The 25,537-nt window shown below is 53.6% G+C and carries 25 protein-coding genes and 1 pseudogene; 16 read left to right on the forward strand and 10 right to left on the reverse strand.

Annotation, left to right across the window (positions count from 1 at the left end; translation table 11 throughout):
• Nucleotides 1–3: 3 nt before the first annotated feature.
• Nucleotides 4–1,371 (reverse strand): pyridoxal-phosphate dependent enzyme, encoded by a 1,368-nt coding sequence (locus tag JEM67_RS08870; RefSeq protein WP_199635185.1) that lies wholly within the window; start codon nt 1,369–1,371, stop codon nt 4–6.
• A 466-nt stretch (nt 1,372–1,837) separates the two neighbouring features.
• Here JEM67_RS08870 and JEM67_RS08875 point away from each other — a divergent pair, with 466 nt between their 5' ends.
• Entirely contained in the window at nt 1,838–3,043 is a 1,206-nt protein-coding gene (locus JEM67_RS08875; protein ID WP_199635184.1) for a serine hydrolase, read from the forward strand.
• Nucleotides 3,044–3,096: 53 nt separating this feature from the next.
• Here the strand turns inward: JEM67_RS08875 and JEM67_RS08880 are convergent, their stop codons facing one another.
• The 4 genes from JEM67_RS08880 to deoC form a co-directional block, all read right to left on the reverse strand.
• The gene (locus JEM67_RS08880; protein WP_199635183.1) at nt 3,097–4,464 is read right to left on the reverse strand and encodes an L-serine ammonia-lyase; all 1,368 of its coding nucleotides are present in this window, start codon (nt 4,462–4,464) and stop codon (nt 3,097–3,099) included.
• 214 nt (nt 4,465–4,678) lie between these two features.
• Nucleotides 4,679–5,974 (reverse strand): HAAAP family serine/threonine permease, encoded by a 1,296-nt coding sequence (locus JEM67_RS08885; protein ID WP_013812237.1) that lies wholly within the window; start codon nt 5,972–5,974, stop codon nt 4,679–4,681.
• A 967-nt stretch (nt 5,975–6,941) separates the two neighbouring features.
• Nucleotides 6,942–7,706 carry a DNA-binding transcriptional repressor DeoR gene (deoR, locus tag JEM67_RS08890; RefSeq protein ID WP_013812238.1) on the reverse strand — a complete coding sequence of 255 codons (765 nt, stop codon included), beginning with the start codon at nt 7,704–7,706 and terminating at the stop codon, nt 6,942–6,944.
• A 146-nt stretch (nt 7,707–7,852) separates the two neighbouring features.
• Entirely contained in the window at nt 7,853–8,533 is a 681-nt protein-coding gene (deoC, locus tag JEM67_RS08895) for a deoxyribose-phosphate aldolase (protein WP_004942500.1), read from the reverse strand.
• Between the two features lie 226 nt (nt 8,534–8,759).
• Between deoC and JEM67_RS08900 the strand changes: the two genes are divergently transcribed.
• On the forward strand, nt 8,760–9,593 hold the full coding sequence (locus JEM67_RS08900; RefSeq protein ID WP_199635557.1) for a hypothetical protein: 834 nt from the start codon (nt 8,760–8,762) through the stop codon (nt 9,591–9,593).
• Between the two features lie 36 nt (nt 9,594–9,629).
• Here JEM67_RS08900 and ybjG read toward each other — a convergent pair whose 3' ends face one another.
• Both ybjG and JEM67_RS08910 read right to left on the reverse strand, forming a co-directional pair.
• Nucleotides 9,630–10,235, reverse strand: a complete 606-nt coding sequence (gene ybjG / locus JEM67_RS08905) for an undecaprenyl-diphosphate phosphatase (protein WP_013812240.1) — start codon at nt 10,233–10,235, stop codon at nt 9,630–9,632.
• A gap of 5 nt (nt 10,236–10,240) precedes the next feature.
• Nucleotides 10,241–10,975, reverse strand: a complete 735-nt coding sequence (locus JEM67_RS08910) for a phosphatase PAP2 family protein (RefSeq protein ID WP_013812241.1) — start codon at nt 10,973–10,975, stop codon at nt 10,241–10,243.
• 152 nt (nt 10,976–11,127) lie between these two features.
• Here JEM67_RS08910 and JEM67_RS08915 point away from each other — a divergent pair, with 152 nt between their 5' ends.
• From JEM67_RS08915 to JEM67_RS08950, 8 genes are all read left to right on the forward strand, one after another.
• Nucleotides 11,128–11,976, forward strand: a complete 849-nt coding sequence (locus JEM67_RS08915; protein WP_199635182.1) for a 5'-methylthioadenosine/S-adenosylhomocysteine nucleosidase — start codon at nt 11,128–11,130, stop codon at nt 11,974–11,976.
• 140 nt (nt 11,977–12,116) lie between these two features.
• The gene (gene eco, locus JEM67_RS08920; RefSeq protein WP_013812243.1) at nt 12,117–12,629 is read left to right on the forward strand and encodes a serine protease inhibitor ecotin; all 513 of its coding nucleotides are present in this window, start codon (nt 12,117–12,119) and stop codon (nt 12,627–12,629) included.
• Between the two features lie 198 nt (nt 12,630–12,827).
• Nucleotides 12,828–13,796, forward strand: a complete 969-nt coding sequence (locus JEM67_RS08925; protein WP_199635181.1) for a threonine ammonia-lyase — start codon at nt 12,828–12,830, stop codon at nt 13,794–13,796.
• A gap of 246 nt (nt 13,797–14,042) precedes the next feature.
• Nucleotides 14,043–14,606 (forward strand): DUF2975 domain-containing protein, encoded by a 564-nt coding sequence (locus JEM67_RS08930; protein WP_013812245.1) that lies wholly within the window; start codon nt 14,043–14,045, stop codon nt 14,604–14,606.
• Nucleotides 14,607–14,618: 12 nt separating this feature from the next.
• Nucleotides 14,619–14,849: a helix-turn-helix domain-containing protein gene (locus tag JEM67_RS08935; RefSeq protein ID WP_006324462.1), complete on the forward strand. Its 231-nt coding sequence runs from the start codon at nt 14,619–14,621 to the stop codon at nt 14,847–14,849.
• 554 nt (nt 14,850–15,403) lie between these two features.
• Entirely contained in the window at nt 15,404–16,462 is a 1,059-nt protein-coding gene (locus tag JEM67_RS08940) for a fucose-binding lectin II (RefSeq protein ID WP_199635180.1), read from the forward strand.
• A 392-nt stretch (nt 16,463–16,854) separates the two neighbouring features.
• Nucleotides 16,855–16,977, forward strand: a complete 123-nt coding sequence (locus tag JEM67_RS08945) for a toxin-antitoxin system HicB family antitoxin (RefSeq protein ID WP_239440987.1) — start codon at nt 16,855–16,857, stop codon at nt 16,975–16,977.
• Between the two features lie 59 nt (nt 16,978–17,036).
• Entirely contained in the window at nt 17,037–17,162 is a 126-nt protein-coding gene (locus JEM67_RS08950) for a hypothetical protein (RefSeq protein ID WP_255519931.1), read from the forward strand.
• A 138-nt stretch (nt 17,163–17,300) separates the two neighbouring features.
• On the opposite strand, the pseudogene JEM67_RS08955 reads toward JEM67_RS08950, so the two are convergent.
• Nucleotides 17,301–17,459, reverse strand: a pseudogene (locus JEM67_RS08955) (phage portal protein); the annotation flags it as partial.
• A gap of 426 nt (nt 17,460–17,885) precedes the next feature.
• Complete coding sequence (locus tag JEM67_RS08960; protein WP_006320902.1) at nt 17,886–19,574, reverse strand: aspartate:alanine antiporter; 1,689 nt, start codon at nt 19,572–19,574, stop codon at nt 17,886–17,888.
• Between the two features lie 315 nt (nt 19,575–19,889).
• On the opposite strand from JEM67_RS08960, the gene JEM67_RS08965 reads away from it, so the two are divergent.
• A complete protein-coding gene (locus tag JEM67_RS08965) occupies nt 19,890–20,279 on the forward strand; it encodes an inner membrane protein YbjM (protein WP_013812247.1) in 390 nt (129 codons plus the stop codon).
• A gap of 43 nt (nt 20,280–20,322) precedes the next feature.
• Here JEM67_RS08965 and JEM67_RS08970 read toward each other — a convergent pair whose 3' ends face one another.
• Entirely contained in the window at nt 20,323–20,586 is a 264-nt protein-coding gene (locus JEM67_RS08970; protein ID WP_004942515.1) for a GrxA family glutaredoxin, read from the reverse strand.
• A gap of 239 nt (nt 20,587–20,825) precedes the next feature.
• Here JEM67_RS08970 and JEM67_RS08975 point away from each other — a divergent pair, with 239 nt between their 5' ends.
• From JEM67_RS08975 to potG, 5 genes are all read left to right on the forward strand, one after another.
• A complete protein-coding gene (locus JEM67_RS08975) occupies nt 20,826–21,140 on the forward strand; it encodes a YbjC family protein (protein ID WP_013812248.1) in 315 nt (104 codons plus the stop codon).
• A gap of 56 nt (nt 21,141–21,196) precedes the next feature.
• Entirely contained in the window at nt 21,197–22,099 is a 903-nt protein-coding gene (rimK, locus tag JEM67_RS08980; protein WP_199635179.1) for a 30S ribosomal protein S6--L-glutamate ligase, read from the forward strand.
• Nucleotides 22,100–22,262: 163 nt separating this feature from the next.
• Nucleotides 22,263–22,742, forward strand: coding sequence for a YbjN domain-containing protein (locus tag JEM67_RS08985; RefSeq protein WP_199635178.1), 480 nt, complete (start codon nt 22,263–22,265; stop codon nt 22,740–22,742).
• A gap of 408 nt (nt 22,743–23,150) precedes the next feature.
• Nucleotides 23,151–24,260, forward strand: a complete 1,110-nt coding sequence (potF, locus tag JEM67_RS08990; RefSeq protein WP_199635177.1) for a spermidine/putrescine ABC transporter substrate-binding protein PotF — start codon at nt 23,151–23,153, stop codon at nt 24,258–24,260.
• A gap of 140 nt (nt 24,261–24,400) precedes the next feature.
• Complete coding sequence (gene potG / locus JEM67_RS08995; protein WP_013812251.1) at nt 24,401–25,534, forward strand: putrescine ABC transporter ATP-binding subunit PotG; 1,134 nt, start codon at nt 24,401–24,403, stop codon at nt 25,532–25,534.
• Nucleotides 25,535–25,537: the final 3 nt, after the last annotated feature.

A 25,537-nucleotide genomic window follows, 5' to 3' on the forward strand; every position in this document is an offset into this window, starting at 1 on the left:
TTATTAACGTAATTTTTGGCGCCAGGCGTTAAGCACGTCTGTCCGGGTAATCAGGCCGAGGAAGCGCTCGCCGTCGAGCACCACCGCAACGTGGCCGTGATTGAAGGTGGCGAGCAAATCCTGATAGCTGGCCTCTTTTTGCAAGGTGTTGACCGACTGGGTCATGGCGCGGGTGGCCGGCAGACTAAAGTGGCTGGCGTCTGCCTGAACCGCATTGAGCAGATCCCACTCATCGATCAGACCGACCACGCGATCGCCCTCCAATACCGGCAGTTGCGAAATGTCATACAGCCGCATGCGGGCATGGACGATCGCCAGAGTATCTTCCGGCACGACCGACACCGCAGCGCCCTCGTCGTGACGGTAGGCGATCAGATCGCGCAGATCGTCGTGCTGCGGTTTGCTCAACAGGCCCTGTTCCAGCATCCAGTGATCGTTATACATTTTGGACAGGTATTTGTTGCCGCTGTCGCAAACGAAGGTGACCACGCGTTTTGGTTCGGTCTGTGCCCGGCAATAGCGCAGCGCGGCGGCTAAAAGGGTGCCGGTGGATGAACCGGCCAGCACGCCTTCTTTGCGCAGCAGATCGCGTGCGGTGGTGAAGGCTTCGGCATCACCGATGCGGTAAGCGTTACGCACCTGATTGAAGTCACTCAGTGGCGGAATGAAATCTTCGCCGATGCCTTCCACCAGCCAACTGCCGGCTTCGCCGATCTGGCCGTTATCGAGATAGTCCGCCAGGATCGAGCCTGCAGGGTCGGCCAACACAAACTCGGTTTGCGGCGACACGTCGGCAAAATACCGGCTCAGGCCGCCCAGCGTACCGCCGGAACCGACGCCGACCACGATGGCGTCCACCTGATTCTCCATCTGCTGCCACAGCTCAGGCGCAGTGGTGCGGGTATGGGCCGCTGGGTTGGCCGGATTGTTGAACTGATCGATATAGAACGCACCGGGGATCTCATCCGCCAGCCGTTTGGCGTAATCCTGATAGTAAGCCGGGTGGCCTTTGCCCACGTCCGAACGCGTCAGCACCACCTCAACCCCCAGCGCACGCAGATGGAAAATCTTCTCGCGGCTCATCTTGTCCGGCACCACCAGCAGCAGTTTATAGCCCTTCAGGGCTGCCACCAGCGCCAGCCCCAGGCCGGTATTGCCGGCGGTGGCTTCAATGATGGTGCCGCCGGGTTGCAGGCTGCCGTCACGTTCGGCCTGCTCGATCATCGACAGCGCTACGCGATCCTTGATCGAGCCACCGGGGTTTTGGTTTTCCAGTTTGACGAACAGCCGGCAGGGGCCGGTATCGAACTGGGTCAGTTCCAGTATCGGGGTATTGCCGATCATGTCGATGACGGAGTGCGGTATTGCCATGGGTAATCTCCAGGATAATTCGGTTTAAAAACCGTTATCTGGATGATAGCGCTGTAAATAAGCGCATTAAAAAGAACAAATAACCGTTCAATATGCATTTTTGGAATATATTAGTCTGATTTAGACGTATGGAAGCGCAGATGTGCGGCGGTTCAGATGTGCAGCCGTATAGCCGTTAGTGGTATAAAAAAACATCCGATGGCTGGCTTTTCATCCAAATTGCGCGACAGAGCGTACAGTTATGTAAAAATGATGAAAATTCATGCTAAACCCTGCAAAAATAAGATAAATCTAATAAACTCACAGCAAGGGCATTTTTGGTGCGCCGCTCACCCCGTTGGGGGGCCGCAGGGAGTCTGCGGTTGGCAAACGCGCGCCGAGCCACTCTCGCTGGTTGGCTGAAAACGTGAACATGTTTGAAAGTTAACGCTATTTCAATGATTTGAATGGACACTCTGGCGACGTCATGATGAAAAAAAACTTATCCACCTCCCTGAAGAAATTGACCTTTAGCGTCAGCATTTTGTTGCTGGCTACACCTGCGCTCCAGGCAGCCGAAGCGCCGGCGGCCCCGCAGGTTGACGCCAAGGCGTTTGTGCTGATGGATTACAACAGCGGCAAAATCCTGACGGAGGGCAATGCCGATACCCGGCTCGATCCCGCCAGCCTGACCAAGATCATGTCCAGCTATGTGATTGGCCAGGCGATCAAGGCCGGCAAGATCAAGCCGGAGGATATGGTTACCGTCGGTAAGGACGCCTGGGCAACCGGCAATCCGGCGCTGCGTGGCTCTTCGCTGATGTTTATCAAACCGGGCGATCAGGTGCCGGTAATGGAACTGAACAAGGGCATCGTCATTCAGTCGGGCAATGATGCCAGCATCGCGCTGGCCGATTATGTCGCAGGCAGCCAGGATTCGTTCGTCGGCCTGATGAACAACTACGCCAAATCACTGGGCTTGCAGAATACCCATTTCCTGACGGTGCATGGCCTGGATGCGGAAGGGCAGTACAGCACCGCACGTGATATGGCGCTGCTGAGCCAGGCGCTGATCCGTGACGTGCCGGATGAGTATGCGCTGCATAAGGAAAAAGATTTCACCTTCAACAAGATCCGTCAGGTTAACCGCAACCGCCTGCTGTGGAGCTCCAATTTGAATGTCGATGGCATCAAAACCGGCTACACCGGCGGTGCCGGCCATAACCTGGTCGCATCCGCTACCGACGGCCCGATGCGCCTGATCTCGGTGGTGCTGGGCGCGCCGAGTGACCGTATTCGTTTCAGCGAAAGTGAAAAACTGCTGACCTGGGGTTTCCGCTTCTACGAAACGGCCACGCCGATCAAGATCGACAAGCCGTTTGTCACCCAGCGCGTGTGGTTCGGTGAAATCAACGACGTGCCGCTGGGCGTCGCCAAAGATGCGGCGGTCACTATCCCGAAAGGGCAGATGAAAAATCTGAAAGCCAGTTACAAACTGAATCAGCCCACGCTGGAAGCGCCGCTGGCGAAAAACCAGGTGGTGGGCACCATTGACTTCCAGCTTGACGGTAAAACCATTGAGCAATACCCGCTGGTGGTGATGCAGGAAGTGAAAGAAGGCAACTTCTTCAGCCGCATTTGGGACATGGTGATGATGAAGCTGACCCAGTGGTTCGGTAGCGTCTTCGGTTAACGGCAATAATAATGAAAGAGGGTGCAATGGAAAACATTGCGCCCTCGCTTTTATCAGTTACAGGCCACGACCTTGATTGCCAGGCCGCCTTGCGACGTTTCGCGGTATTTGGCGTTCATGTCTTTGCCCGTCTCATACATGGTTTCAATCACCTTATCCAGGCACACGCGCGGCTCGCTGGTGCGACGCAGCGCCATGCGTGCGGCATTGACCGCCTTTACCGCAGAAATCGCGTTACGTTCGATACAAGGCACCTGAACCTGGCCGGCCAGCGGATCGCAGGTCAACCCCAGATGGTGCTCCATGGCGATCTCCGCCGCGATGCAAACCTGCGCCGGGCTACCGCCCATCAGCTCCGCCAATCCCGCAGCCGCCATTGAGCAGGCGACGCCCACTTCCCCCTGGCAACCCACTTCTGCGCCGGAAATCGACGCATTCATCTTGTACAGCGCGCCAATCACGCCCGAGGCCAGGAAATAACGGGTATAGGAATTCGGATTCACCGGGCGAATAAACTGGTCGTAATAGGCCAGCACCGCCGGGATGATGCCGCAGGCACCGTTGGTCGGCGCAGTCACCACGCGGCCGCCGGCGGCGTTCTCTTCGTTCACGGCGAAGGCGAACATGTTGATCCAGTCAACCACGTTCATCGGGTCGATATTGTTTTTGTCGCCGGTGACCAGCATGCGGCGCAGGGCGGCGGCGCGGCGCTGGACTTTCATCGGGCCGGGCAACAGGCCTTCGCTGTTCATGCCGCGTTCGATGCCGGCGCGCATCACCTGCCAGACGTCGGCGAAGTGGGCGTCGATCTCGGCCTTGCTGTGCAGCGCCAGTTCGTTTTGCATCACCATACCGGACAACGACAGGCCGGCGTCCTTGCAGTGCTGCTGCAGGTCACGTGCCGATCGGAACGGGTAGGGCACCTGAACCTGATTTGTCGCGGGTTGGCCGAAATGTTCTTCATCGACGATAAAGCCGCCGCCGGTCGAGTAATAGGTTTTACTGTGCAGCAGTTGTTCACCGGCAAAGGCGCGAATCCGCATGCCATTTTCGTGCAGCGGCAGGTTATCGCTGTGGAAGTTCATGCCGCCTTGCAACGGGAAATCCACCTCATGGCGGCCGTTAGCCAGCAGCAGGCGACCACGTTGTTCTACGTCGCGGATAAAACCGGCGATGCCGTCAATGTCCACGTCATGCGGCAGGCTGCCCGCCAGCCCCATGATAATCGCGATGTCGGTGTGGTGACCCTTGCCGGTCAGCGACAGCGAACCGTACACATCCACTACCACGCGGGTGGTATCCATCAACTGCTGATGGGCGATCAAATCCTCGGTGAACAGCTTGCCGGCTTTCATCGGGCCGACGGTGTGGGAGCTGGATGGACCAATACCAATTTTGAAAATATCGAAAACGCTGACCATGGTCTAGCCTCCTTCTTCAGGTGTTATCCCCTTAATCTTTCAAGCCACAGCGTTGTTGCCTGCACGCACTCACCCCACTCACTTACCTAAGTAAGCTCTTGGGGACTCCTGCGTTTGCCGCCTGGCTGTAACTTGAAAGCTATAGCGTATAGGCGCTTTTAATGAAGGGGGGCAGTGCAGAGAAGCCGGCGCACGGGGCGCCGGCGGAGCTTGATTAGAGGCTGTACAAGATAGCGGAGATGGCAATCAGGCCCATCGCGACGACGAATACGTTGCTGATGTGGCCGCTGTATTTGCGCATTGCAGGCACTTTGCGGATAGCGTACATCGGCATCAGGAACAGCAGCATGGCGATGATTGGGCCACCCATGTTTTCGATCATACCCAGGATGCTTGGGTTCAGGGTCGCGACAATCCAGGTGGTGATCAGCATGAAGATGGCAGTGATGCGGTTCAGCTTGTTGGTGCTGATGGTTTTGCCACGGCTCTTCATCGATTTGGCAATCAGGCCGTTAAAACCTTCACGTGCGCCCAGGTAGTGACCGAGGAACGACTTGGTGATGGCGATAAAGGCGATAACCGGCGCGATGTAGGCGATCATCGGGTTGTTAAAGTGGTTGGCCAGGTAAGACAGAATCGAGATGTTCTGCGCCTTGGCTTCCGCCAGGTTCTCTGGAGACAGGCTCAGTACGCAGCTGAACACGAAGAACATGACGGTCAGCACCATCATGATGTGGGCGTAACCCAGAATGCGAGAACATTTTTTCTCGGCAACTTCCTGGCCATACTCTTCACGCTTGGCTACGGCAAAGGCGGAGATGATCGGCGAATGGTTAAAGGAGAACACCATGACCGGGATCGCCAGCCACAGGGTAATCACCAGACCGTGGCCCATACCGGTGCCTGCACCGGAAAGAGAGACGTTCTCGAAAATGGCACCAGTCCAGTTCGGGATCAAATACACGGCCAGCAGCATCAGCACGGCGACAAACGGGAACACCAGGATGCTCATGGTTTTCACGATCGCTTGCTCACCGAAACGCACGATGGTCATCAAGCCGACGATCAGAATCAGCGACAGAATGGCGCGCGGTGGCGAGGTCATGCCCAACTGGTGGGTAATGAAGCTGTCGACGGTATTGGTGATCGCCACGCTGTAAACCAGCAAGATTGGGTAGATAGCGAAGAAGTAGAGCAGGGTGATCAGCTTACCGGCGCTGATGCCGAAGTGTTCTTCAACGACTTCGGTGATGTCTTCACCGGCATTTTTGCCGGAGAGTACGAAACGGCACAGGCCACGGTGGGCGAAGAAGGTCATCGGGAAAGCAATGATGGCCATGATGATCAAAGGAATCAAACCGCCGATACCGGCGTTAATTGGCAGGAACAAAACGCCCGCGCCGATGGCGGTGCCATACAGGCCCAACATCCACATGGTGTCCGTTTTACGCCAGGTACTGGTGGAGCCAGAAGCCGCAGAGGCAATAGTGCCGGTCTGTGTAGTGTCCATAAATATCTCCGAAGTGAACACGATAATTTAAAATTAAAGGCAAAACTTAAGGTTAAAACCGAATGGCGTAATTCAGATACGGCATCGGTAAGAATCGGGTGTTGCTTGCGGGGATAACTGGCGTCCCCCTGGTTGTTTATTATGCTAATTATCTTTTTGCGCAGGCGTCGGATAACTAACCAAATGACGTTCCGCCGAATCGGGGCATTACGTCGGTACTGCTGCCGGAAGGTCCGTGCCTGCCGATTTTGTTGGCGGCAAGATAACGATTTACAGTTGAAACAACCGTGATCATGCTCTCAAATGCGTAATGTGTGCGTGTAACTGCTTTTTTATTGGGTTTTCACGCATGTGTTGCGCAGTTGTGTAAGATTTCGCGCTGAGAACGCTCTCAAGTGTATTTCAACGTTTATTCGGTTCGAACAATATTTAACCAGATAAAACGCTATTGTTGCCAGCAAGCCGAGCAATATATTTTAAGCGCAGGTTTGGATCTAGCTAAAAACCCGCATTAAGCAGTTTTAGTGACGCAGATCACATTGTATTTTTAAGTAAAATCCTAATTAAATTTATGATTTTTATCAATTTTATTGAAAATACCCCGCTAGTAACGCAGGTAAACTAGTTAACCGGATAGCGAATAAAAATGCTTAACCATTCATCATATAAATAAATTAATTTGGGCATATTTAGAGCGTTATGGTTGCATGTTTGTTGATATTTATCGCATCGACGTTGCCGCTATTTATCATATAAAAGCGCGTCAAGCCGGATGATTCGTCGATATTTCGTCGGATTTTGCTGAAGTGGGGGAATATGCCGGATAGGTTGTTGCGATTTATTAACCTGATCTAGAGTGCGGTTAAAAAAATAAATGCATCAACTGCGCATTATTTGTCCTGTTTGCGGAGGCGCTGAACCGGCCAATGAAGAGCACCGTCGGTCGGGGCCGACGGTATGAGGCGGTTTAAAAACGAATGGCGATGGCGTTTTCGTTGAAAAAATCGACAAATAGCGGGTCGGGCTGACGATCGGTAATCACCCGATCGAACTGGGTCAGCGGGCCGATGCACGCAGGCTTGGTTTTACCGAACTTGCTGTGGTCAGCGACCAGGATCTTTTGCTGCGCCATCGCCATCGCTCGGTGCTTCATCTCCAGTTCGTCGAAGTTAAAACAGGTGGCGCCATGTTGAAGGCTTAGGCCGGCTGCGGAGATAAAGGCGACATTCGGGCAGATATGATCCAGTTCGTTGTGCCTGCCGACGGCGGTGAAAATATAGTTGTTCGGTTTGAATTCGCCACCGCACAGGATCACTTTGCAGTTCGGTTTGTCCTGCAATGCCAGGAAGGTATTCAGCGAGTGGCACACCGCCGTGAAGGGCAATTCATCGGAAATAGCGTCGATAATCGCCGGGGTGGTGGTGCCGCAATCGAAAAATACCGTGTCGTTTTCGCCGATCAGCGCAGCGGCGAGCAGGCCGATACGCCGCTTCTCCGTGACTTGCTTGGCTTTTTGATCGGAAACAAAATAGTGAGTCACGCCGTTACTGCGTGGATCGGCCACCACATAGCCGCCGAGCAACACCACGGCGGCCGGCTCCGCGCTGAGATCGCGGCGAATGGTCATTTCTGAAACGCCTAACAACACGGCGGCTTCTTTTAAGTGGATTTTGTCAGAGCGCTTTAACGCCTGCACTAACCGGTTTATACGTTCTTCGCGCCGCGTTTCCATTAGTCTGTCTTCCCACAGGGTTAATAGCCAATCTCTAGGGCCGAACACACAAATGCGGGGCAATACGCACTCAGCCTATTGGCTGGACGTATTGCCCCGCATCAGATTATCACGGCGTGCGCCCGGTACTGGGGCGCCTCAGGTTATCAGTAACTGCCGGCGGCAGCCTGATCACCGGAAACGATTGCTACGCCAGAGCTGGTGCCGATACGAGTGGCACCTGCTTTGATCATCTTCTCGGCGGTTGCGCGATCGCGCACGGCGCCGGATGCTTTCACACCCATTTCACTGCCCACAGTGGCTCGCATCAGTTTAACGTGCTCTTCCCGAGCGCCGCCGGTGCTGAAGCCGGTTGAGGTTTTGACGAAGGCCACATCGAGTTCGCGACACATTTCACAAACCTGAACGATCTGAGCATCGCTGAGCAGGCAGGTTTCCAATATTACCTTCAACGGGATCGCCGCGCAAACCTCGCGCACTGCGGCGATGTCGGCTTTGACTTCATCCAGCAGGCCGCTTTTCAGCCAACCTACGTTGATCACCATGTCAATTTCCTGCGCGCCGGCCGCAATCGCCGCTTTAGCTTCGAAGGCTTTCGTTACGGTCAGGCCGGCACCCAGAGGGAAACCGATCACGGAACAAATTTTTACTTCGCTTTCTTGCAGCAGGTGTGCCGCCAGCGGTACGTAACCGGAGTTTACGCACACGGCGTAAAAATTGTGCTGCTGCGCTTCTTCACAGAGTTTGGCGATTTGCGCTTCGGTCGCGTCCATGGCCAGCAGGGTGTGATCGACATAACGGGCGTAATCAATGTTTTCGGTAGTCATCTCTATTCCTTATTGAGGTTTAAACAAAGCAAGATGTGAATAATGTTAGAATAATAACATTGCGCGAGCGGTAAACCTAGCGAGATTTTAAAAATGACGTGGAGATCATCGTTTTTTGGGCTGTTAGGTGTATAACATAAGGAAGGGTGTTATGTTATTTAAGTAACATTTAGAGTGCGAGCTGCGCGTTTACGAGCGAAACACCCAGGGGAAAAGGAGGAACATGATGATAAATCTGGCACCTGAGCAGTTTGGGATGCAACCGGATGAAGTTTTCCGCAATGCGGATTTTGTGGTCACGGCTTTTACCTGTGAAGAGGCCGGCCAGGTGCTGACGCTGGCGAACCGCCGTGGCACTCTGACGGTATTGCCTTACCGCGGCCTGACGATTTGGGATGCCGAGTTTGACGGTTATTCGCTGAAATCGGGGCGTCGCAGCGCCCGAGCGGGCAAGGGTAAACCGGTTGGCGGCGTTGCTTTTCATTCACCCTGGCTGCAGCAAGACAGTTTGTTGGCAGGCATGCAACGGATAGGGTTGCAGGTGGAAGGCGATACATTGGCGCTTTACGGTAGCGGAGAACTTTCTCACCCACGTTGCCGGGTACGTCCGGCATTGCGTTTAACGGCGGACAGCGCACAATTTGCCATCGAGATGCAAATCACCAACCTTGCTGATGAGCCGCTGCCGCTGAACTACGTTTGCCACCTTAACTATGGTTGCATTCCGGATGCGGTCTTCCGTCAGAATCTGCCGGCTCCGGCGTTGGCCCCGCACGGGAACGTGGCCGAACAAGAGATGCTGTGCTCAGACGATCTGTCACTGTATGTCGATCAGGCCGAGTTCTTTATGTTGGCGTCAAAGGGCAGGCGGTACGTAACACGTTTTTCTACCGCCCAGTTCAATTACGGCCTGCGGCCCATCACGCAACAAGGCAGTCAACGCTTGTTCAGGTTTGTTCAGCCGGCTACCTGCAGCCCATATACGCCCGACGGGGCTGCGGTGAAGATGTTGGGGGGAGGAAAGATGCGGGAGTTTCGTGTCACCACCGGGGTGGTGTAATGGCAGGGACGGTGCCGCCCCTGCCATTATGCGCGATTATTCTTTTACCCAGCCCCTGCGGATCGCAAAGGCGAACAGGAAATGGTACAGGCGCGTCAGTGTAGCGGCGATGGCATCGCCAAACAGGTTCCACACCAGTTGCGCGAATAAACAGCCGACAAGGCCGAGCAGGAAGCCGCCGACCATATCCAGCGGCCAGTGCACGCCAAGGTACACGCGTGACCAGGCGATGCCGGCCGCGACGATCAGCAATAAAATGCCGGACCAAACCCGGTGCCAGAACAGGAAGGACAGGGCAAAGGTAAAGATGGCGGTACCGTGATCGCTGGGGAATGAGCTGTCCGGCGCATGGGCCAGGAAGGTGTAACCGATACCGGCGACGAACGGCCGCTCGTGCGGCAGCAACATGCCGATGGTCGCGGCAGAAAGCATGGCGAATAGCAGAGCAATCGTCGTCTTGGCCACCACTTCACGTTGCGATACCAGTTGGCTCTGCGGCCCCCACAGCCATAGCCCGACGATCAGCACAGGCACGATGGCGATCAGATCGCGCGCCAGGAAGGTCGCGACATCGATTAACCACTCGGGGGACGCCGGGGTCGCGTTGATCCAGGCGAAAAGAAGATAATTCAATTGCTCCATAATATTTACCTTGTCTTGCGGCGGAAATACCCGCTCACCATCCAATAAACAGCCAGTTGGCTGAGCCAAACCCACCAACCTGCCCACAGGTTATGGGTAAGAAAATGTGCGCCGCGCATGACCTGACCAAACCCCATCAGCATGCCGAGCATAATGCCGCCGAACCAGCACCAGTAAGCCAGGCGCGGGCGTTGCGGATAAAACAGGAAAAACAGCGCCATCACCGCAAAACCGCTGGAAGCATGGCCGCCGGGGAAGCAACGGCCCGGCCCCGGTTCGGCCGGCACCACGCCGAACAGTGGGTAGGACATCGCTTTACCGCCGTATTCGATCAGATCCCACGGGCACGAATGCGCGCTGGTGGCTTTGAGGATCCCGACCACCAACGGCCCGATACCGATCAGCAGCATGGTGACGATCATGCGCGGGTTGCGGCGGTAAATCCCATAAAACAGCGCCAGCACCGCACCGCTAATCACGCTGATTTTCAGCAAACGATGGTTGATCAGATCCAGCCAGTGATTGTTCTGCCAGGGGAAATGGCCGCTGGCGGCGTCGAACCAGTAATTGCTGATTGCCCAATCCAACTGTTCATTGCGTGACAGCCAAAGGAACAACAACCCACTGACTATCAACCCAAAAACCTGCCAAAGGTAAAAGGATGCCGGTAGGGAGTAAAGGGCGTTAGTCTGAATTTGTGGTGTCGTTGAGGATTGATTTAATGAAGGTTTTGGGTTCACGCGCAGGCTCGGTGGCAGTGAGGAATTATGCCACTGTAATAATTCTGTCTTAAGAAAACCTTAACCCTTCGGCAGACCCGCGAGAAAGCGATAGGCGGGATTTCGCCTTTCGGCTAAGGTAATCCTTTGCTTTTTATCGGGATGCTGTGGTGATGACGAAAAAACTGAGCTTTATGCTGTTGGCCGCCTGTGGCGTGACATTTCCCCCGTTAGCACTGGCGCAGCAAGGCCATACCGCCGGGCCGATTGTGGTGCAAGGCGCAATGCCGGTGGAGGCGGAACGCTTCGCCCAACGCCTGGATAACCCGCGTGAGGAACAGATTGGCGGCTGGCGTTTCTGGCATGGCACCGTGGACGGCTATCCGGTGGTGGTATCTGAAACCCTGAAAGGCATGTCCAATGCCGCGGCGGCCACGGCGATTGCCGCCACCCGATTCCAGCCGGTGGCGATTATCAACCAGGGAACCGCAGGCGGCCACGATCCGGCGCTCAAGGTCTACGATATCGTGCTGGGCAAATATTCGGTGAGCCTGGGCGCGTTTAAAACACCGAAGAAGGCGGCAGGGGAAGGCAGCGACTCACGGCAATGGCAACCCATGGACCTGCTGGCTTCGAAGGGCAGTGCGGGTGAGGATAAAAATGTCCACAGCATTCGCCAGTTCCCGGCAGACGCCAAACTGCTGGCGATAGCGGAAGGCGCTAAAGCAAGCTACACCCGGGGCAATGTGGTTGAGGGCGTGATTGGTTCCGCCGACGTGTGGAACAGCGAACTGGACCGTATTAGCCATTTCCGGGCAAGTTATCACACCTCGGTTGAAGAGATGGAAACGGCTTCTGCTGCGCAGATCGCCGCTTCTTTCGCTATTCCGTTTATCGGCATCCGGGTGCTGTCCAACAATATTACCAATCAGGGCAAATACGACCCGCAAACCGGGCTGGCATGCCAGGACTATGTTTATCAGGTGGTGAAGGCCTATATCGCCAAAACCGCAACCCACTGAGGTTTTATTCCGTTCAATGGCTGGTGATTGGTTTTTGTACCTGAATACTGGCTATTGTAAAGAAGATTAAACCTATAGCCAGGCTGGCGGTAGTGTATTAGTTTATGGCCGGAGCATCTTATAAATTGTAGGGATAAAACATGAACAAGGCATCCGTTGTATTTTCCGGCCTGCTGATGGCCGTTTCCGCCAGCGCTATTGCTGCCACCCCGGCCTCTGACGCCGATATCAGCAAACAGCCGCTGGAAAAGATCGCGCCATATCCGAAAGCGGAAAAAGGTATGAGCCGCCAGGTAATTTATCTGCCGAAGCAGGAGCAGGAAGAAAACTTCAAGGTTGAGCTGCTGATCGGGAAAACGCTGGAAGTGGACTGTAACCGCCACATGATGGGCGGCACGCTGGAGAGCAAAACCCTTTCCGGTTGGGGCTACGACTACCTGGTGCTGGATAAACTGTCTGCACCGGCCTCCACCATGATGGCTTGCCCGGACGGTGCCAAGCAGCAGAAGTTCATCGCCGCTAACCTGGGCGATGCCGCCATGCAGCGCTACAACAGCCGCCTGCCGATCGTGGTTTACGTGCCGAAAGACGTGGAAGTGAAATACCGCGTGTGGAAAGCCGAAGACACCCTGAGCAGCGCCGAACAAAAGTAATGCAGCACGGCTAGGCCATTAAACGAAACGAACCCGTCTGGAGAGTGGATTGCGCAGTTGGCAATCGCCCGCAGGCGGGTTTTTTTGTGGCTAAAACCCATATGTACGCCTGTTGCAACCCTGCCCGCAGAACTCTATTCTCAGTCGGGATAATTTGCCAAACACTTGATTCAACAACATCTACCTGACTGGGCAAAAATGACAACATTAATTGAATTTAACGCGGTTATCGCGGCGGCAGAGCGGTTAGCAGGGAAGGTCATCCGTACGCCAACCATTGCTGGTTCGAGATTGGCCGAACAGATTCAGAGGCCGGTTTTCCTGAAGCTTGAAAATACTCAGCTTGGCGGTTCCTTTAAAGCGCGTGGGGTACTTAACAAGTTTCTGAGCCTGAAAGGCGATTTCAAAAAGACCCGATTTGTCGCGGTGAGCGGCGGTAATTTTGGTATCGCTATTGCCGAGGCTGCGAAGATCTTTGGTGCCAACGTCACTATTATCATGCCCCCGAACGCGCCGGCGACCTCTGTCGACCGGGTCCGGGACTTGGGCAGTTCAGTCATCATCGAATCCGATGTCCACGCTGCATTTGAGCGCGCCAAAGTGATGGCTGACGAGGGATATGTCGTCATCGACGACTGCAACGATTCGCTGATAGCTGAAGGGCATGGAACCCTGGCGCTTGAGTTTATTGCCGATTGCCCGGAGTTAACCGATGTTTTCATTGCCGTGGGTGGCGGTGGAATGTTGGCAGGTGCGGCTACGGCGCTAAAGGCCATTAAGCCGGATATCCGAATCTGGGGCGTTGAGACCGCAGGTGCCAGTTCAATGCATCAGGCGTTGCGTGCCGGAAAGCCGGTAAATATTGATGTCACCTCGATCATCTCTACCCTTGGGGTGCCGCTTATTGATGAAATGATGCTGGCCCATGCTCAAGCCTATGCCGAGGACATAGTTGTTGTCTCGGATAAGGAGGCGATTGGCGGCATGCTCGCCTTTGGCGAACAGGCAAAATTATGGGTTGAACTCGCCTCCGGGGCGCTTATACCTGCAGTCATTGCCACCGCACCTAGGTTGCCCGCTGATGCCGTTATCGGGATAGTGGTGTGCGGCGGGAATATCTCGCATCACGACATGGCCAAATGGGTAGCTTACTCGCAAGAGCAGTGATTTAGGCCTGCGGGCACGGTGACGGATGCCTGATAAAATCCGCAGCCTTCCCGTTGTCATCGTCGGCATTCGGGCTTCACGGCCGTCTTCATTGGCGGGCCGTGAGGCTTCGACCTCAATCGCTGCTGAGTCAATAATCATCGCAATGTAACAATAAATTATCGTAAAACGATAAAAAATTGTTGTTTCGTGTTGTTTTGCGCGGTAGGATTCTTCCGTTTTCTACTCTTAAGAATCGAGGTCACTATGTCTACCGAACGGATTTCAATCCTGAGCCAGCGCATGGCCACAATCACACTTATGTTTCTAATCATAATCATATTACTGAATGTCGCTGGGTGGCTTTTCCCCGTGATGATTTCACGCGAAGGGGGATATGGTTTCAGCTTCTCGCTTACTGCACAATTTGTTAAAGAAAGTGCAGCTGACTTGAGTTTATTCCCTTGGTGGCAAATTGCTGGCGCGATTATTCTGACCTGTATCCCGCTCCTGGCTCTCGCTTTTGGCCTTTACCATTTACGTTTGCTCTTTCAAACCTATGCGAAACGAGCTTACTTCTCTGCCGCGGCCAGTATACATCTCGGGAAAACTGGCCGTTCAATTGCCATTTGGACTTTGCTAAATCTGATATGTGGCCCATTACTCAGTATCTGGGGAACGATGCGGGAGCCTTATGAACATAGAATGGTCACTTTCAGTTTCACGCCGCAAGATGTTATGTCTTTATTTATCGCAGCTTGTGTCATGGTAATTGCACACATACTGAAACAGGCCAGCGATCTACATGAAGAAAATCAGCAGTTTGTTTAAGGTTATTTTGATATGTCGATTATCGTAAAGCTAGATGTGGTTTTAGCTAGTCGTAAAATTAAATCAAAAGATTTGGCTTCGGCCATTGGTATTACCGAGCAAAATCTTTCGTTATTTAAACAGGGAAAAATAAAGGGATTGCGTTTCTCCACGTTAAATGCAATTTGCCACTATCTTGAATGTCAGCCCGGTGACATATTAATTTACTGTCAAGATGAGTTTTTTCACGAAGATTCAGTGTGAGACTTTCTATTTTAAGATGAAGTGCCTTTACGTTAGGTAAAGAGAAACAGCTCAATGAATGAAGGCGTATCTCTGGTTGCATTTTAACCGTCCGGGCGCATGCACAACGCATGAGACTGGAAGTGTAGAAAGTTAATAAGAAAAAGCCCGCAGCAATGCGGGTTTTGTGTTTGCGGCTTTCCCTGATGTTGCCGCATTTTTTTATTGACCCTACCCCGCCCGACTAAACTCCGTCCCATTGATTGCGTAGATCAATGAGCCATTATTGATCGGTGAAAACGATCGTCATTTCCTCAAAACCGCCCCGGCAGGTATCACTTGTTGTCTGGCCTGTCTTCCTCAACGCCATATTTACCATAACGTCGAGAATCTAGCACAAGAAAATATTTAATTATTATATTTTTACATATTGGCGTGAATGTCACATTTTAATAAAAATAAAAGTTAAACACAGGCTGATATGTGTAAAGTCCTTGTGTATTGCATGGGTATTAATGGTTAATCTCCGAATAACATAATTTGTTTAAAAATATCAAGACAAAAAGAGGCTGCACATGAGCAATCTGGTAATTAAGTATGGCGATGCAATTTCATTACAAAATCATTGTCAAAACTGGTCGGGTGGTTATTTGGCTACTTCCAACCCTGATAAAACGCCTGGATCACGCTTTAATACTGTCACAGTGACGACTCCTTCTCTTCGTGGCGAGAAAGTTCTGAAGAGTGCGGTTGGATTTTGGCGAGTGTTGTCTTGTGAGGGGAAATCAGCGGGCACAGAAGTTAAGAATAATGACACTGTTGTTTTAAAGGGATTGAATGAGTGTGATAGTGGCCTGTTAGCTGTGTATGGTGATGTTAACCAGTGTGAGACCCCGCATGTATATTATAGAGCAAATACCTCTAATCTTGATCCCTCAGCGGCACCAGCTCTTCGTTGGAAAATAGTAATGCAAACCGCCTCTCAAGATGGAAAAATCAGAGAGAGTGACCCCATTGTTCTTATCAACCAATATACACCGGGTACAAGTTTCCTTGATACTGCTTATAATGCCCATTATGACGGTGAGTTATACTTAGTATACACTTCAATTGAGGAGAGCAGAAAATACAACACCGGGTTGTGGAGAATGAATCACGTAACGGATCCGTGCCTGGTACCTTCGCCACAGCCAGATCCGTGTCATAAAGATGACCCATGTCACAAAGATGATCCAAACTGTGGCTGCAAAGGTTCATGCGGTGAAGATAATTCTGGCAAGCATTGTTTCAAACTACCACCAAATACCACCTTTGGCCTGACAGTATACGCCAATACCGACGCCCACAAACAAACCGTCAAACTGTATATCGACGACAATTTGGTTGATACCTATAACGGTAAGGGCTTGAACAACACGCCGATGAATAACAGTGATGGTAAAAATACCAAGGTTTACCATTCAGGCGTGGGCAATGTTTGTGTTCAGGTTGAGGGAGACGGTAAGCCGTGCAAGCTGCGCTATTCAGATAACACACTTGATGGGAAGCCTGGTTTTGCGACCATAGGTGCAGAGAGTGGTAGTGACGACGATTACAATGATAGCGTTGTCGTTCTGAATTGGCCGTTGACCTAATAAAGTAAGTATCTCCCGTAAAAACGAGCTTATATTCCTTAAGTGAACGGCATTACAGCCATAATGCCGGTTTTTGATGCCATTATTGCGCTGTTTTTACGTTTTCAGGCCATGTGCGAATTTGCATGATGATCCGGTGTGAGTTTTACTCCCGCAGCGCCAACCCTGGCGCGGATCGCGCCGGATCATGCACCTGCATGAAAAGCGACACATGAAGGGGGCAGGCGAGGCGGGGATAGCAAGCGGTGTTAAACCATTTCCATTATCACAGCCAGCGGCCTGTCACGACGATTAACCACGATAACTAAACATCCACCTAGTTTTAGATCTTGATGCTGTAGCGGCTCTCAGGCGTTTACAGCGTTGTATAATTCATCTCATACAGCGGCAAAGTGACCACCCGCCTGTCGCCAGAACGTCATCAGGCGTTAGCGATAGCGGCACAGGCCACCGGGCAGTCAATCAATGAGCTACTGAATGAAGGCGTTGATTTGGTTATCGAAAAACATTCTTAAATGTATCTATGCAGGCCGCTTTTAACAGGCGGCTTGCCAATAATGCTATGGGGGTGTAAATGAGCTGCATCGCAACCATCATCAATGCTGTTTCTTACTTGTTGGGGCATGCGGGGCAATTATTGCTTGGTGGCCCGGCCGCAATGAAGGCGGCGGTTTCACTCCTTATGCTAACAACCAACTAATTCAGGAAATGAAAGAGCGCGGATTTAAGAGCAGAAAAGTAAAAGATATTGCTATGTTGCTGGTTGGTATTTCATTTATTTTGCAGTTTATTGCATTATTCTTTTAACAAAATGCCGCCAATTACTGGCGGTTCTTGCTTATTCGCCCGGTAGCTCATATGGCGAGAATTTAATCACTTTCTCCCCGAGCCACTCGTTCACCTCCTTCATGCGTTCCTGCAGCGGCGTCAGTTCGTTGCACACAAACACCTGAGCGGTCTTTTTCACGTCACCGAAACCGCCGGTGTTGTTCGGGATAAACCGACATGAACAGTGTTAGATACCTTGACATGAGCCGTGATATCCAACGGCAGATTGTATCACCGGGTAAAATTGATATTGCTCCACCGCATCCAACAAGGAACAATCAGGGATCTCTTTGGATTTAACAAGAAGCCTGCGAAAACAGGTTTTTTGTTCCTGCCAAATGGCTGTCGCCACTTTGTCGCCATCAGCGAAACAGGGCCGTGCGGGAGGGCCCGTATTGTAAGGGCGGAGGATTTTAGGCAACAAAAAACCCGATAGTCTTGAACCTAAAAAGGCGGGACTAACGGGCTCCACAAAATGGGGACATCAAAGAAAAGCAGTGGCACTAATTCAGACTACCCCCGGAAAGGAAAGTTCTCGCCGGCGATAAAAATTTCAAAATATATTTGCCACTGATTCATCTTTGCTACTTATCGGTTAGCCGAGTATCCCCGGCCACAATACCACAATCAACGAGCCTGCCAGGGTTAACAACACGTTAGCTATGGCGTAGGTTCCGGCGTAGCCCAGCGCAGGGATGTTACTGCGTGCAGTGTCGCTGATGATTTCCATTGCTGGCGCACAGGTACGCGCCCCCATAATCGCGCCGAACAGCAGGGCGCGGTTCATGCGCAATACATAGGCGCCAAACAGGAAGCAGATCACCACCGGCACCAGGCTGACGATCAACCCGGCGATCAGCATCTGGCCACCGACGGCGCCGAGGCTGTGGCCGATGCCCGCACCGGCGCTCAGGCCTACGCCGGCCATAAACACCATCAGGCCAAACTCTTTCACCATGTTCAACGCGCCCTGCGGGATATAACCGAAAGTCGGGTGGTTGGCGCGCAGGAAGCCCAGCATGATGCCGGACATCAGCAGGCCGGCGGCGTTGCCGATGCCGAACGAGAAATTGCTGAACTGGATGGTGATCTGGCCAATCATCAACCCGATGATGAAGAAGGAGCAGAAGGCCAACAGATCGGTCACCTGGCTGTGGATAGAGATAAAGCCGATCTTCTCCGCCACGCTTTTCACCCGGCGTGCGTCGCCGCTGACTTGCAGCACGTCGCCTTTGTTGAGCACTATGCTGTCGTCAATGGGCATTTCAATCTGGCTGCGGATCACCCGGTTGAGGAAGCAGCCGTGATCGGTCAGCTTTAACTGGCTCAGGCGCTTGTTTACCGCATTGCTGTTCTTGACCACGATCTCTTCGGTGACGATGCGCATGTCCAGCAGATCCCGGTCGAACACTTCTTTACCGTTGCGGAAGCTGGGGTCCAGCCGTGCATGGGCGTCCGGGTAGCCGACCAATGAAATCTCGTCGCCCACCTGCAGCACGGCGTCACCGTCCGGATTCGCCAGAATACCGTTGCGGCGAATGCGTTCTATATAGCAACCGGTCTGGCGATAAATGCCCAGCTCACGCAGGTTTTTGCCATCTGCCCAGGCCACCAGCTCCTGGCCAACGCGGTAGGCGCGAATGACCGGCAGGTAAACCTTGCGCTGGCTGTCGGTGTCCAGACCGCGCTCGCGGGCGATCTGCTGGGCGGAGGTGGAGAGATCCTGATGTTGCAGCTTGGGCAGGTAGCGCGCGCCGAAGATCAGGCTCACCAGGCCAATCAGGTAGGTCAGGGCATAGCCGAGGCTCAGATGGTCCTGCGCCGCCAGCAGCGCCGGGCCGTTGACGATGGTGTTACGCAGCGTATCGCCTGCGCCCACCAGCACCGGGGTCGAGGTCATCGATCCGGCCAGCATGCCGGCGGTTAGCCCGATGTCCCAATGGAACAACTTGCCAAGACCGATAGCGATCACCATCGCGGAACCGACCATCACCAACGCCAGCATCAGGTAATTTTTGCCATCGCGGAAAAAAATTGAGAAAAAGTTTGGCCCGGCTTCCACGCCGACGCAGAAAATAAACAGCATAAAGCCGAGATTCAGCGCTTCGGTGTTAATGGCGAAATGTTGTTGGCCCAGCAGCAGCGAAACCACCAAAACGCCAATGGAATTACCGAGTTGAACGGAGCCCAGACGAACTTTACCGAGGCACAGCCCCAGTGCGAGTACCACAAACAGTAACAGGATGTAGTTACCGTTTAACAAACTAGCGACGTTTATGTTCACGGAGGATAACTTATTGTTTACCAGTAAGTGCTTGATGTAGATGACTATAAGATATAAATTCAGTCGGAAAATGACGTCATAAATAACTAACCAGCGGAAGGCGATCCGAACCATCGATCGGCGGCGTATATTCTAGTCGCTATGGCGCGTGACAGCCAGCATTAAGCTGTGTTCCTGCGCTGCCGAACGCATTTAACTCTCTTTAGACCAAGGAAAAAGTTCAGCTCAGCGTTGTCGTTTACGGCAAGGCGTCACCTGTTTCGTGACACGGCTGATTTCTACGGGGTAGTGACGACGCTAAAGGGGAGTCTCCGCATGGCGAATTATCGGTATTGGGTGGGCATTTTAAGCTGTTCTCTGCTGTTCAGCCTGGTGTTTCTCGGCCAGCAGAGCGGGGCGTTCGGCAGCACGGATCACGAGCATCACGGTGAAACCGGCCTGCTGCTGTTTGTGATACCCGGCATGATCGCCAGCTATTTGTCGAGCAAAAAGCGGATCCTCTGCCCGTTGTTGGGCGCGCTGTATGCACTGCCGCTGTGCCTGACGATCCGCCATTTTTGGCTGACGCCGTTTTATTCGTTCTGGCAGGAACTGGCTTATGCCACCAGCGCGGTGTTTTGGTGCGTATTCGGTGCCATGCTGGCGCTGTTTGCGCGCAGCCTGCTGCAGGCGTTTCAGCAATGCCACCGTCGCGAACGGCAATAAAAAAAGGCGCTCTAAGCGCCTTTTCGTCGTTAAACCTGAGGGGTTACTGGAACAGATTCAGGTTTTCTTTGGCGTAGGCTTCGAAATCGGTGAAGCCGCCAACGTGTTTTTCATCAAGGAAGATCTGCGGTACGGTTTCTACCGGCTTGCCGACGGTTTTTTCCAGGTCGGCCTTGGTGATGCCTTCAGCGTGGATATCAATGTAACGGAAGTTGAAATCGTCACGGTCTTCAGTCAGTTTTTCCGCCAACTCTTTCGCACGGACACAATAAGGACAGCCTGGGCGCCCGAAGATCACTGCAAACATGCATCACTCCTTAGTTGATATTCAATTATTTAATCGCTACTGCAACGACATTCTGTCAGCCAAAAAAGCCTTAGTCTGCGCATTACCTGCGTTGATACCGGTTACTATGCCCGTTGGCTTGGCGAAAAAAAAGCAGGAATTACCTGTTAATCTGATTCACGTAACCGATTAAGCCACCGGGGCTGTCGCCGTCGTGGGGAATTCACTACACTGGAGGCAGTGCCTCTGGAGAAAAAAATATGCGTTCGTTCGGTGACTTACCGCGCCCGGTGCTGGTATTGGAAGGCCTGGGTATGGTGCTGTTGGTGCTGGCCTATCTGAGTATTCACGATCATGTCCACCTGCCGGGTTGGCTGGCTTCACAGCAGGCGGCGGTGGCGATGATCTTTCTCGGTGTGGCGTTGATGGTGCCGGCGGCGGCGTTTTTGGTCTGGCGTGTGGCACAGGGCTTTGGCCCGTTGATGCGTGGCGGTCTGCCGCCGGAAAACGATCGGCACAAGCCCGATCCGAAAAACGCACCGGACGATAAAAATGACCGTGAGCCGCGCGCCTGAGCGCCGGCCGCCGATAATATGCCTGCCTGGCAGGTAATTGCTTTTTGGGGTGACGAGTGAAAATTGCCATTCTTTCGCGCGATGGAACGCTGTATTCGTGCAAACGTCTGCTGGAAGCGGCGGAACAGCGCGGGCACAGTATTGATATTATCGATCCGCTCTCCTGTTATATGAACATCAACCCCGCCGCGCCGACTATCCACTATCGCGGTCGTCAGTTGGACCGTTATGACGCGGTGATCCCGCGTATCGGTTCCGCCATCACTTTTTACGGCACTGCAGTGCTGCGGCAGTTTGAGCTGCTGGGTAGTTACCCGCTGAATGAGTCGGTGGCGATTACCCGGGCGCGCGATAAGCTGCGCTCACTGCAATTGCTGGCGCGCCAGGGGATAGACCTGCCGATCACCGGTTTCGCCCATTCACCGGACGATACCGGCGATCTGATCGAGCTGGTGGGCGGTGCGCCGCTGGTGGTCAAACTGGTCGAAGGCACTCAGGGTATCGGCGTGGTATTGGCGGAAACGCGCCAGGCGGCGGAGAGCGTGATTGACGCCTTCCGTGGCCTCAACGCCCACATTCTGGTGCAGGAGTTCATTCGCGAGGCGCAGGGCAGAGACGTGCGCTGTCTGGTGGTGGGGGGCAAGGTGGTGGCCGCTATCGAGCGGCAGGCCAAGGCCGGGGAGTTCCGTTCCAATCTGCACCGTGGCGGTACCGCCCGTAAAGTGAGTATAACCGCCAAAGAACGCGCGGTTGCGGTGAAGGCAGCGACTACGCTGGGGTTGGCTGTCGCAGGGGTGGATATCCTGCGCGCGGCGCGCGGCCCGCTGGTGATGGAAGTCAATGCTTCACCGGGACTGGAAGGGGTGGAGAAAACCACCGGGCTGGATATCGCCGGCATGATGATCGAATACATTGAACAGCGCGCGCGGCCGGGGTTTCGCCTGAAATCGGGCGGCTGAATGCCCGGCGGCAAAGATTCCGGCTTTGCGGCTGGTGCTGTGACCTTTTCTCACCCATATTTACCCTAATAGCGAATTAAGCGGCTTTGATCGTGGCGTATTGGGGCAATATTCCGTAAGCTATGCGCCTTTTTCGCGTTTTGAATATTGTGAGGCTGGTAATATGGATTCACTCATTGTCCCTGATTTGGCGTTGTTGCGACGTTGGCTGGATCAATCGGGCATTTCATTCTTTGAGTGCGATTCCTGTCAGGCGCTGCACCTGCCGCACATGCAAAACTTCGACGGCGTGTTCGACGCCAAGATCGATTTGGTAGACAACGTGATCTTGTTCTCCGCATTAGCCGAGGTGAAGCCGACCGCGCTGATCCCGCTGGTGGCCGATCTCAGCCAGATCAACGCCAGTTCGCTGACCATCAAGGCGTTTGTCGATATCCAGGACGACAACCTGCCGAAACTGATCGTCTGTCAATCGCTGAGCATCGCCGTGGGCGTGACGCTGGAGCAGTTCACCCACTTTATGCAGCAGGGTGAAGAACAGATCTCGATGGTGATCCTCGAGGCGCGGGCGAACGATCTGCTGTTTATGGGTGACGAAGAAGAGAACCCGGCTGCCACTGACCGCCAGCCAATGTTGCACTGATCGCCGCTGTAGATGATGCATGCCGCACCTCCGTCGGCATGCTGCCCTTATTTCCTTCCGCAATAATATATTCTGCGTTTTACCCTCTGTTGCCAGATATTTCTCGCCGTTTATGCCATTAATGGCGTATCACATAGAGAGAAACTGCATAAAAAATCGATAAAAGGCGTTTTTGGCCCTGAAGGCTGGTGCGTTCCGGCAACACCGGTTATGCTGCTGATTCTGCTAAGGGCTTGCGATTCCCCTTGTAATCACGTGAGCTGGACAGATGAAAAAGGCGTATGCAATCAAATGCATAGCCATTCAATTCGCGGTTGCAACGATTGCGCTCGATCAGGAAAGGTTTTGTATCATTTTGGGATACAAGTTCAATTCTATGATTCACCCCTGTTTTGGAGGAAGTTACGGATGGTCACCCAACGTAAAAAGTGGTTATCGGGTGTTGTTGCCGGCCTGCTGATGGCCGCGTCCGTCACCGCGTCAGCCGATGATAAAACGCTGCACGTCTATAACTGGTCCGACTATATTGCGCCGGACACCTTAGCTAAATTCCAAAAAGAAACCGGCATCAAAGTGGTGTACGACGTCTTTGACTCCAACGAAGTGCTGGAAGGCAAATTGATGGCGGGCAGCACCGGTTATGACCTGGTGGTACCTTCGTCCAACTTCCTTGAGCGCCAGTCGAAGGCCGGTATCTTTGAGCCGCTCGACAAGAGCAAAATGCCGAATTACAAAAACCTTGATCCCGATATGCTGAAACTGGTGGCGCATAACGACAAGGACAACAAGTACGGCATTCCATACCTGATGGTGACCACCGGCATCGGCTACAACGTCGACAAGGTGAAAGCGGTACTGGGTAAAGATGCGCCGGTCGACAGTTGGGATCTGATCCTCAAACCGGAAAACCTTGAAAAGCTGAAGAGCTGTGGCGTTTCCTTCCTGGATGCACCTAGCGAAGTCTACGCGACCGTGTTGCATTACCTGGGCAAAGATCCCAACAGCACCAACGCGGCAGATTACACCGGCGCAGCGAACGATCTGCTGCTCAAACTGCGGCCGAACATCCGTTATTTCCACTCTTCCCAGTACATCAACGATCTGGCGAACGGTGATATCTGCGTGGCGATCGGCTGGTCCGGCGACGTGATGCAGGCGGCTAACCGCGCCAAAGAAGCGAAGAACGGGGTGAACGTGGCCTATGCGATCCCGAAAGAAGGGGCGCTGACCTATTTTGACATGTTCGCCATGCCGGCGGATGCCAAAAACAAGGACGCTGCTTACCAGTTCCTGAACTTCCTGCTCAAGCCGGACGTGATGGCAGGCATCAGCAACTTCGTGTATTACGCCAACGCGGTGAAGGATTCTACCCCGCTGGTGAACGCTGACATTCGCAACAACCCGAACGTGTATCCACCGGCCGATCTGCGCGCCAAGCTGTTCACGCTGAACGTGCAATCGCCGAAGCTGGACCGTGTCATTACCCGTGCCTGGACTAAAGTTAAAAGCGGGAAGTAATGCGGAAGGGCTCAGCTTGCTGAGCCCGGTTTTCAGTCGTGTTCTGACCAGCAGGCGGGTGATCCCCGCCTGCGTTGCCATTTTGGGCCATGGCAATCGCCGTGGTTTTTTGCACTGCTTTACACCGGAGAGCACCCCGATTGAACGACGTCATTCCTCGTCCTCAAGCCAAGTCGCAGAAGGTTTTCACCCCTCTGCTGGAAATCCGTAACCTCACTAAAACCTTTGACGGCCAAAACGCGGTCGAAGACGTCAGTCTGACTATCTACAAGGGCGAAATCTTTGCGCTGCTGGGGCCGTCCGGCTGCGGCAAGTCTACGTTGTTGCGCATGCTGGCCGGCTTTGAACAGCCAACGGAAGGGCAGATTATGCTCGACGGGCAGGACATGTCGCATGTGCCGCCTTACCAGCGGCCAATCAATATGATGTTCCAGTCTTACGCGTTGTTCCCGCACATGACGGTTGAGCAGAATATCGCTTTCGGCCTTAAGCAGGACAAGATGCCGCGTGCGGAAATCGCCGAGCGGGTGGCGGAAATGCTGTCGCTGGTGCACATGCAAGAGTTCGCCAAACGCAAGCCGCATCAGTTGTCCGGCGGCCAGCGTCAGCGTGTGGCGCTGGCGCGTAGCCTGGCCAAGCGGCCGAAGCTGTTGCTGCTCGATGAACCTATGGGCGCGCTGGATAAAAAACTGCGTGACCGCATGCAGCTTGAAGTGACGGATATTCTTGAGCGTGTAGGCGTGACCTGCGTAATGGTCACCCACGATCAGGAAGAAGCGATGACCATGGCGGGACGCATCGCCATCATGAACCGCGGTAAGTTTGTGCAAATCGGTGAGCCGGAAGAGATCTACGAGCATCCGAACAGCCGCTTCAGCGCCGAATTTATCGGCTCGGTCAACGTCTTTGACTGCGTGCTGCAGGAACGTCATGACGATGCGCTGATCCTGCAAAGCCCCGGCCTGCGTCATGCGCTAAAAGTGGATCCGGATTCGTCGGTGGTGGACGGCGTGCCGATCCAGGTTGCGCTGCGGCCGGAAAAAATCATGCTGTGCGAAGAGGTGCCGCAAGACGGCTGCAACTTTGCGGTGGGGGAAGTGGTGCATATCGCTTACCTCGGCGATTTGTCGATCTACCACGTGAAACTGCTCAGCGGCCAGATGCTCAGCGCCCAGTTGCAGAACGGCCACCGTTTCCGCAAAGGGATGCCGACCTGGGGCGATGAAGTGCGCCTGTGTTGGGAAGCCGACAGCTGCGTAGTGTTGACGGTGTAGTTG

The organism is Serratia sp. PAMC26656, assembly GCF_016469055.2.
In the GTDB taxonomy this organism is placed as follows: domain Bacteria; phylum Pseudomonadota; class Gammaproteobacteria; order Enterobacterales; family Enterobacteriaceae; genus Serratia; species Serratia plymuthica.

Bases quoted from the DNA above. Each gene is read 5' to 3' on its own strand.
- JEM67_RS08885 (WP_013812237.1), bottom strand. From the start codon at position 5,974: ATGGACACTACACAGACCGGCACTATTGCCTCTGCGGCTTCTGGCTCC.
- JEM67_RS08985 (WP_199635178.1), top strand. From the start codon at position 22,263: ATGGATTCACTCATTGTCCCTGATTTGGCGTTGTTGCGACGTTGGCTG.
- eco (WP_013812243.1), top strand. From the start codon at position 12,117: ATGAACAAGGCATCCGTTGTATTTTCCGGCCTGCTGATGGCCGTTTCC.
- deoR (WP_013812238.1), bottom strand. From the start codon at position 7,706: ATGGAAACGCGGCGCGAAGAACGTATAAACCGGTTAGTGCAGGCGTTA.
- JEM67_RS08935 (WP_006324462.1), top strand. From the start codon at position 14,619: ATGTCGATTATCGTAAAGCTAGATGTGGTTTTAGCTAGTCGTAAAATT.
- JEM67_RS08875 (WP_199635184.1), top strand. From the start codon at position 1,838: ATGATGAAAAAAAACTTATCCACCTCCCTGAAGAAATTGACCTTTAGC.
- JEM67_RS08900 (WP_199635557.1), top strand. From the start codon at position 8,760: ATGATAAATCTGGCACCTGAGCAGTTTGGGATGCAACCGGATGAAGTT.
- JEM67_RS08940 (WP_199635180.1), top strand. From the start codon at position 15,404: ATGAGCAATCTGGTAATTAAGTATGGCGATGCAATTTCATTACAAAAT.
- ybjG (WP_013812240.1), bottom strand. From the start codon at position 10,235: ATGGAGCAATTGAATTATCTTCTTTTCGCCTGGATCAACGCGACCCCG.
- JEM67_RS08970 (WP_004942515.1), bottom strand. From the start codon at position 20,586: ATGTTTGCAGTGATCTTCGGGCGCCCAGGCTGTCCTTATTGTGTCCGT.
- JEM67_RS08930 (WP_013812245.1), top strand. From the start codon at position 14,043: ATGTCTACCGAACGGATTTCAATCCTGAGCCAGCGCATGGCCACAATC.
- JEM67_RS08870 (WP_199635185.1), bottom strand. From the start codon at position 1,371: ATGGCAATACCGCACTCCGTCATCGACATGATCGGCAATACCCCGATA.
- deoC (WP_004942500.1), bottom strand. From the start codon at position 8,533: ATGACTACCGAAAACATTGATTACGCCCGTTATGTCGATCACACCCTG.
- JEM67_RS08950 (WP_255519931.1), top strand. From the start codon at position 17,037: ATGAGCTGCATCGCAACCATCATCAATGCTGTTTCTTACTTGTTGGGG.
- JEM67_RS08975 (WP_013812248.1), top strand. From the start codon at position 20,826: ATGCGTTCGTTCGGTGACTTACCGCGCCCGGTGCTGGTATTGGAAGGC.
- potF (WP_199635177.1), top strand. From the start codon at position 23,151: ATGGTCACCCAACGTAAAAAGTGGTTATCGGGTGTTGTTGCCGGCCTG.
- JEM67_RS08880 (WP_199635183.1), bottom strand. From the start codon at position 4,464: ATGGTCAGCGTTTTCGATATTTTCAAAATTGGTATTGGTCCATCCAGC.
- JEM67_RS08965 (WP_013812247.1), top strand. From the start codon at position 19,890: ATGGCGAATTATCGGTATTGGGTGGGCATTTTAAGCTGTTCTCTGCTG.
- JEM67_RS08915 (WP_199635182.1), top strand. From the start codon at position 11,128: ATGACGAAAAAACTGAGCTTTATGCTGTTGGCCGCCTGTGGCGTGACA.
- JEM67_RS08925 (WP_199635181.1), top strand. From the start codon at position 12,828: ATGACAACATTAATTGAATTTAACGCGGTTATCGCGGCGGCAGAGCGG.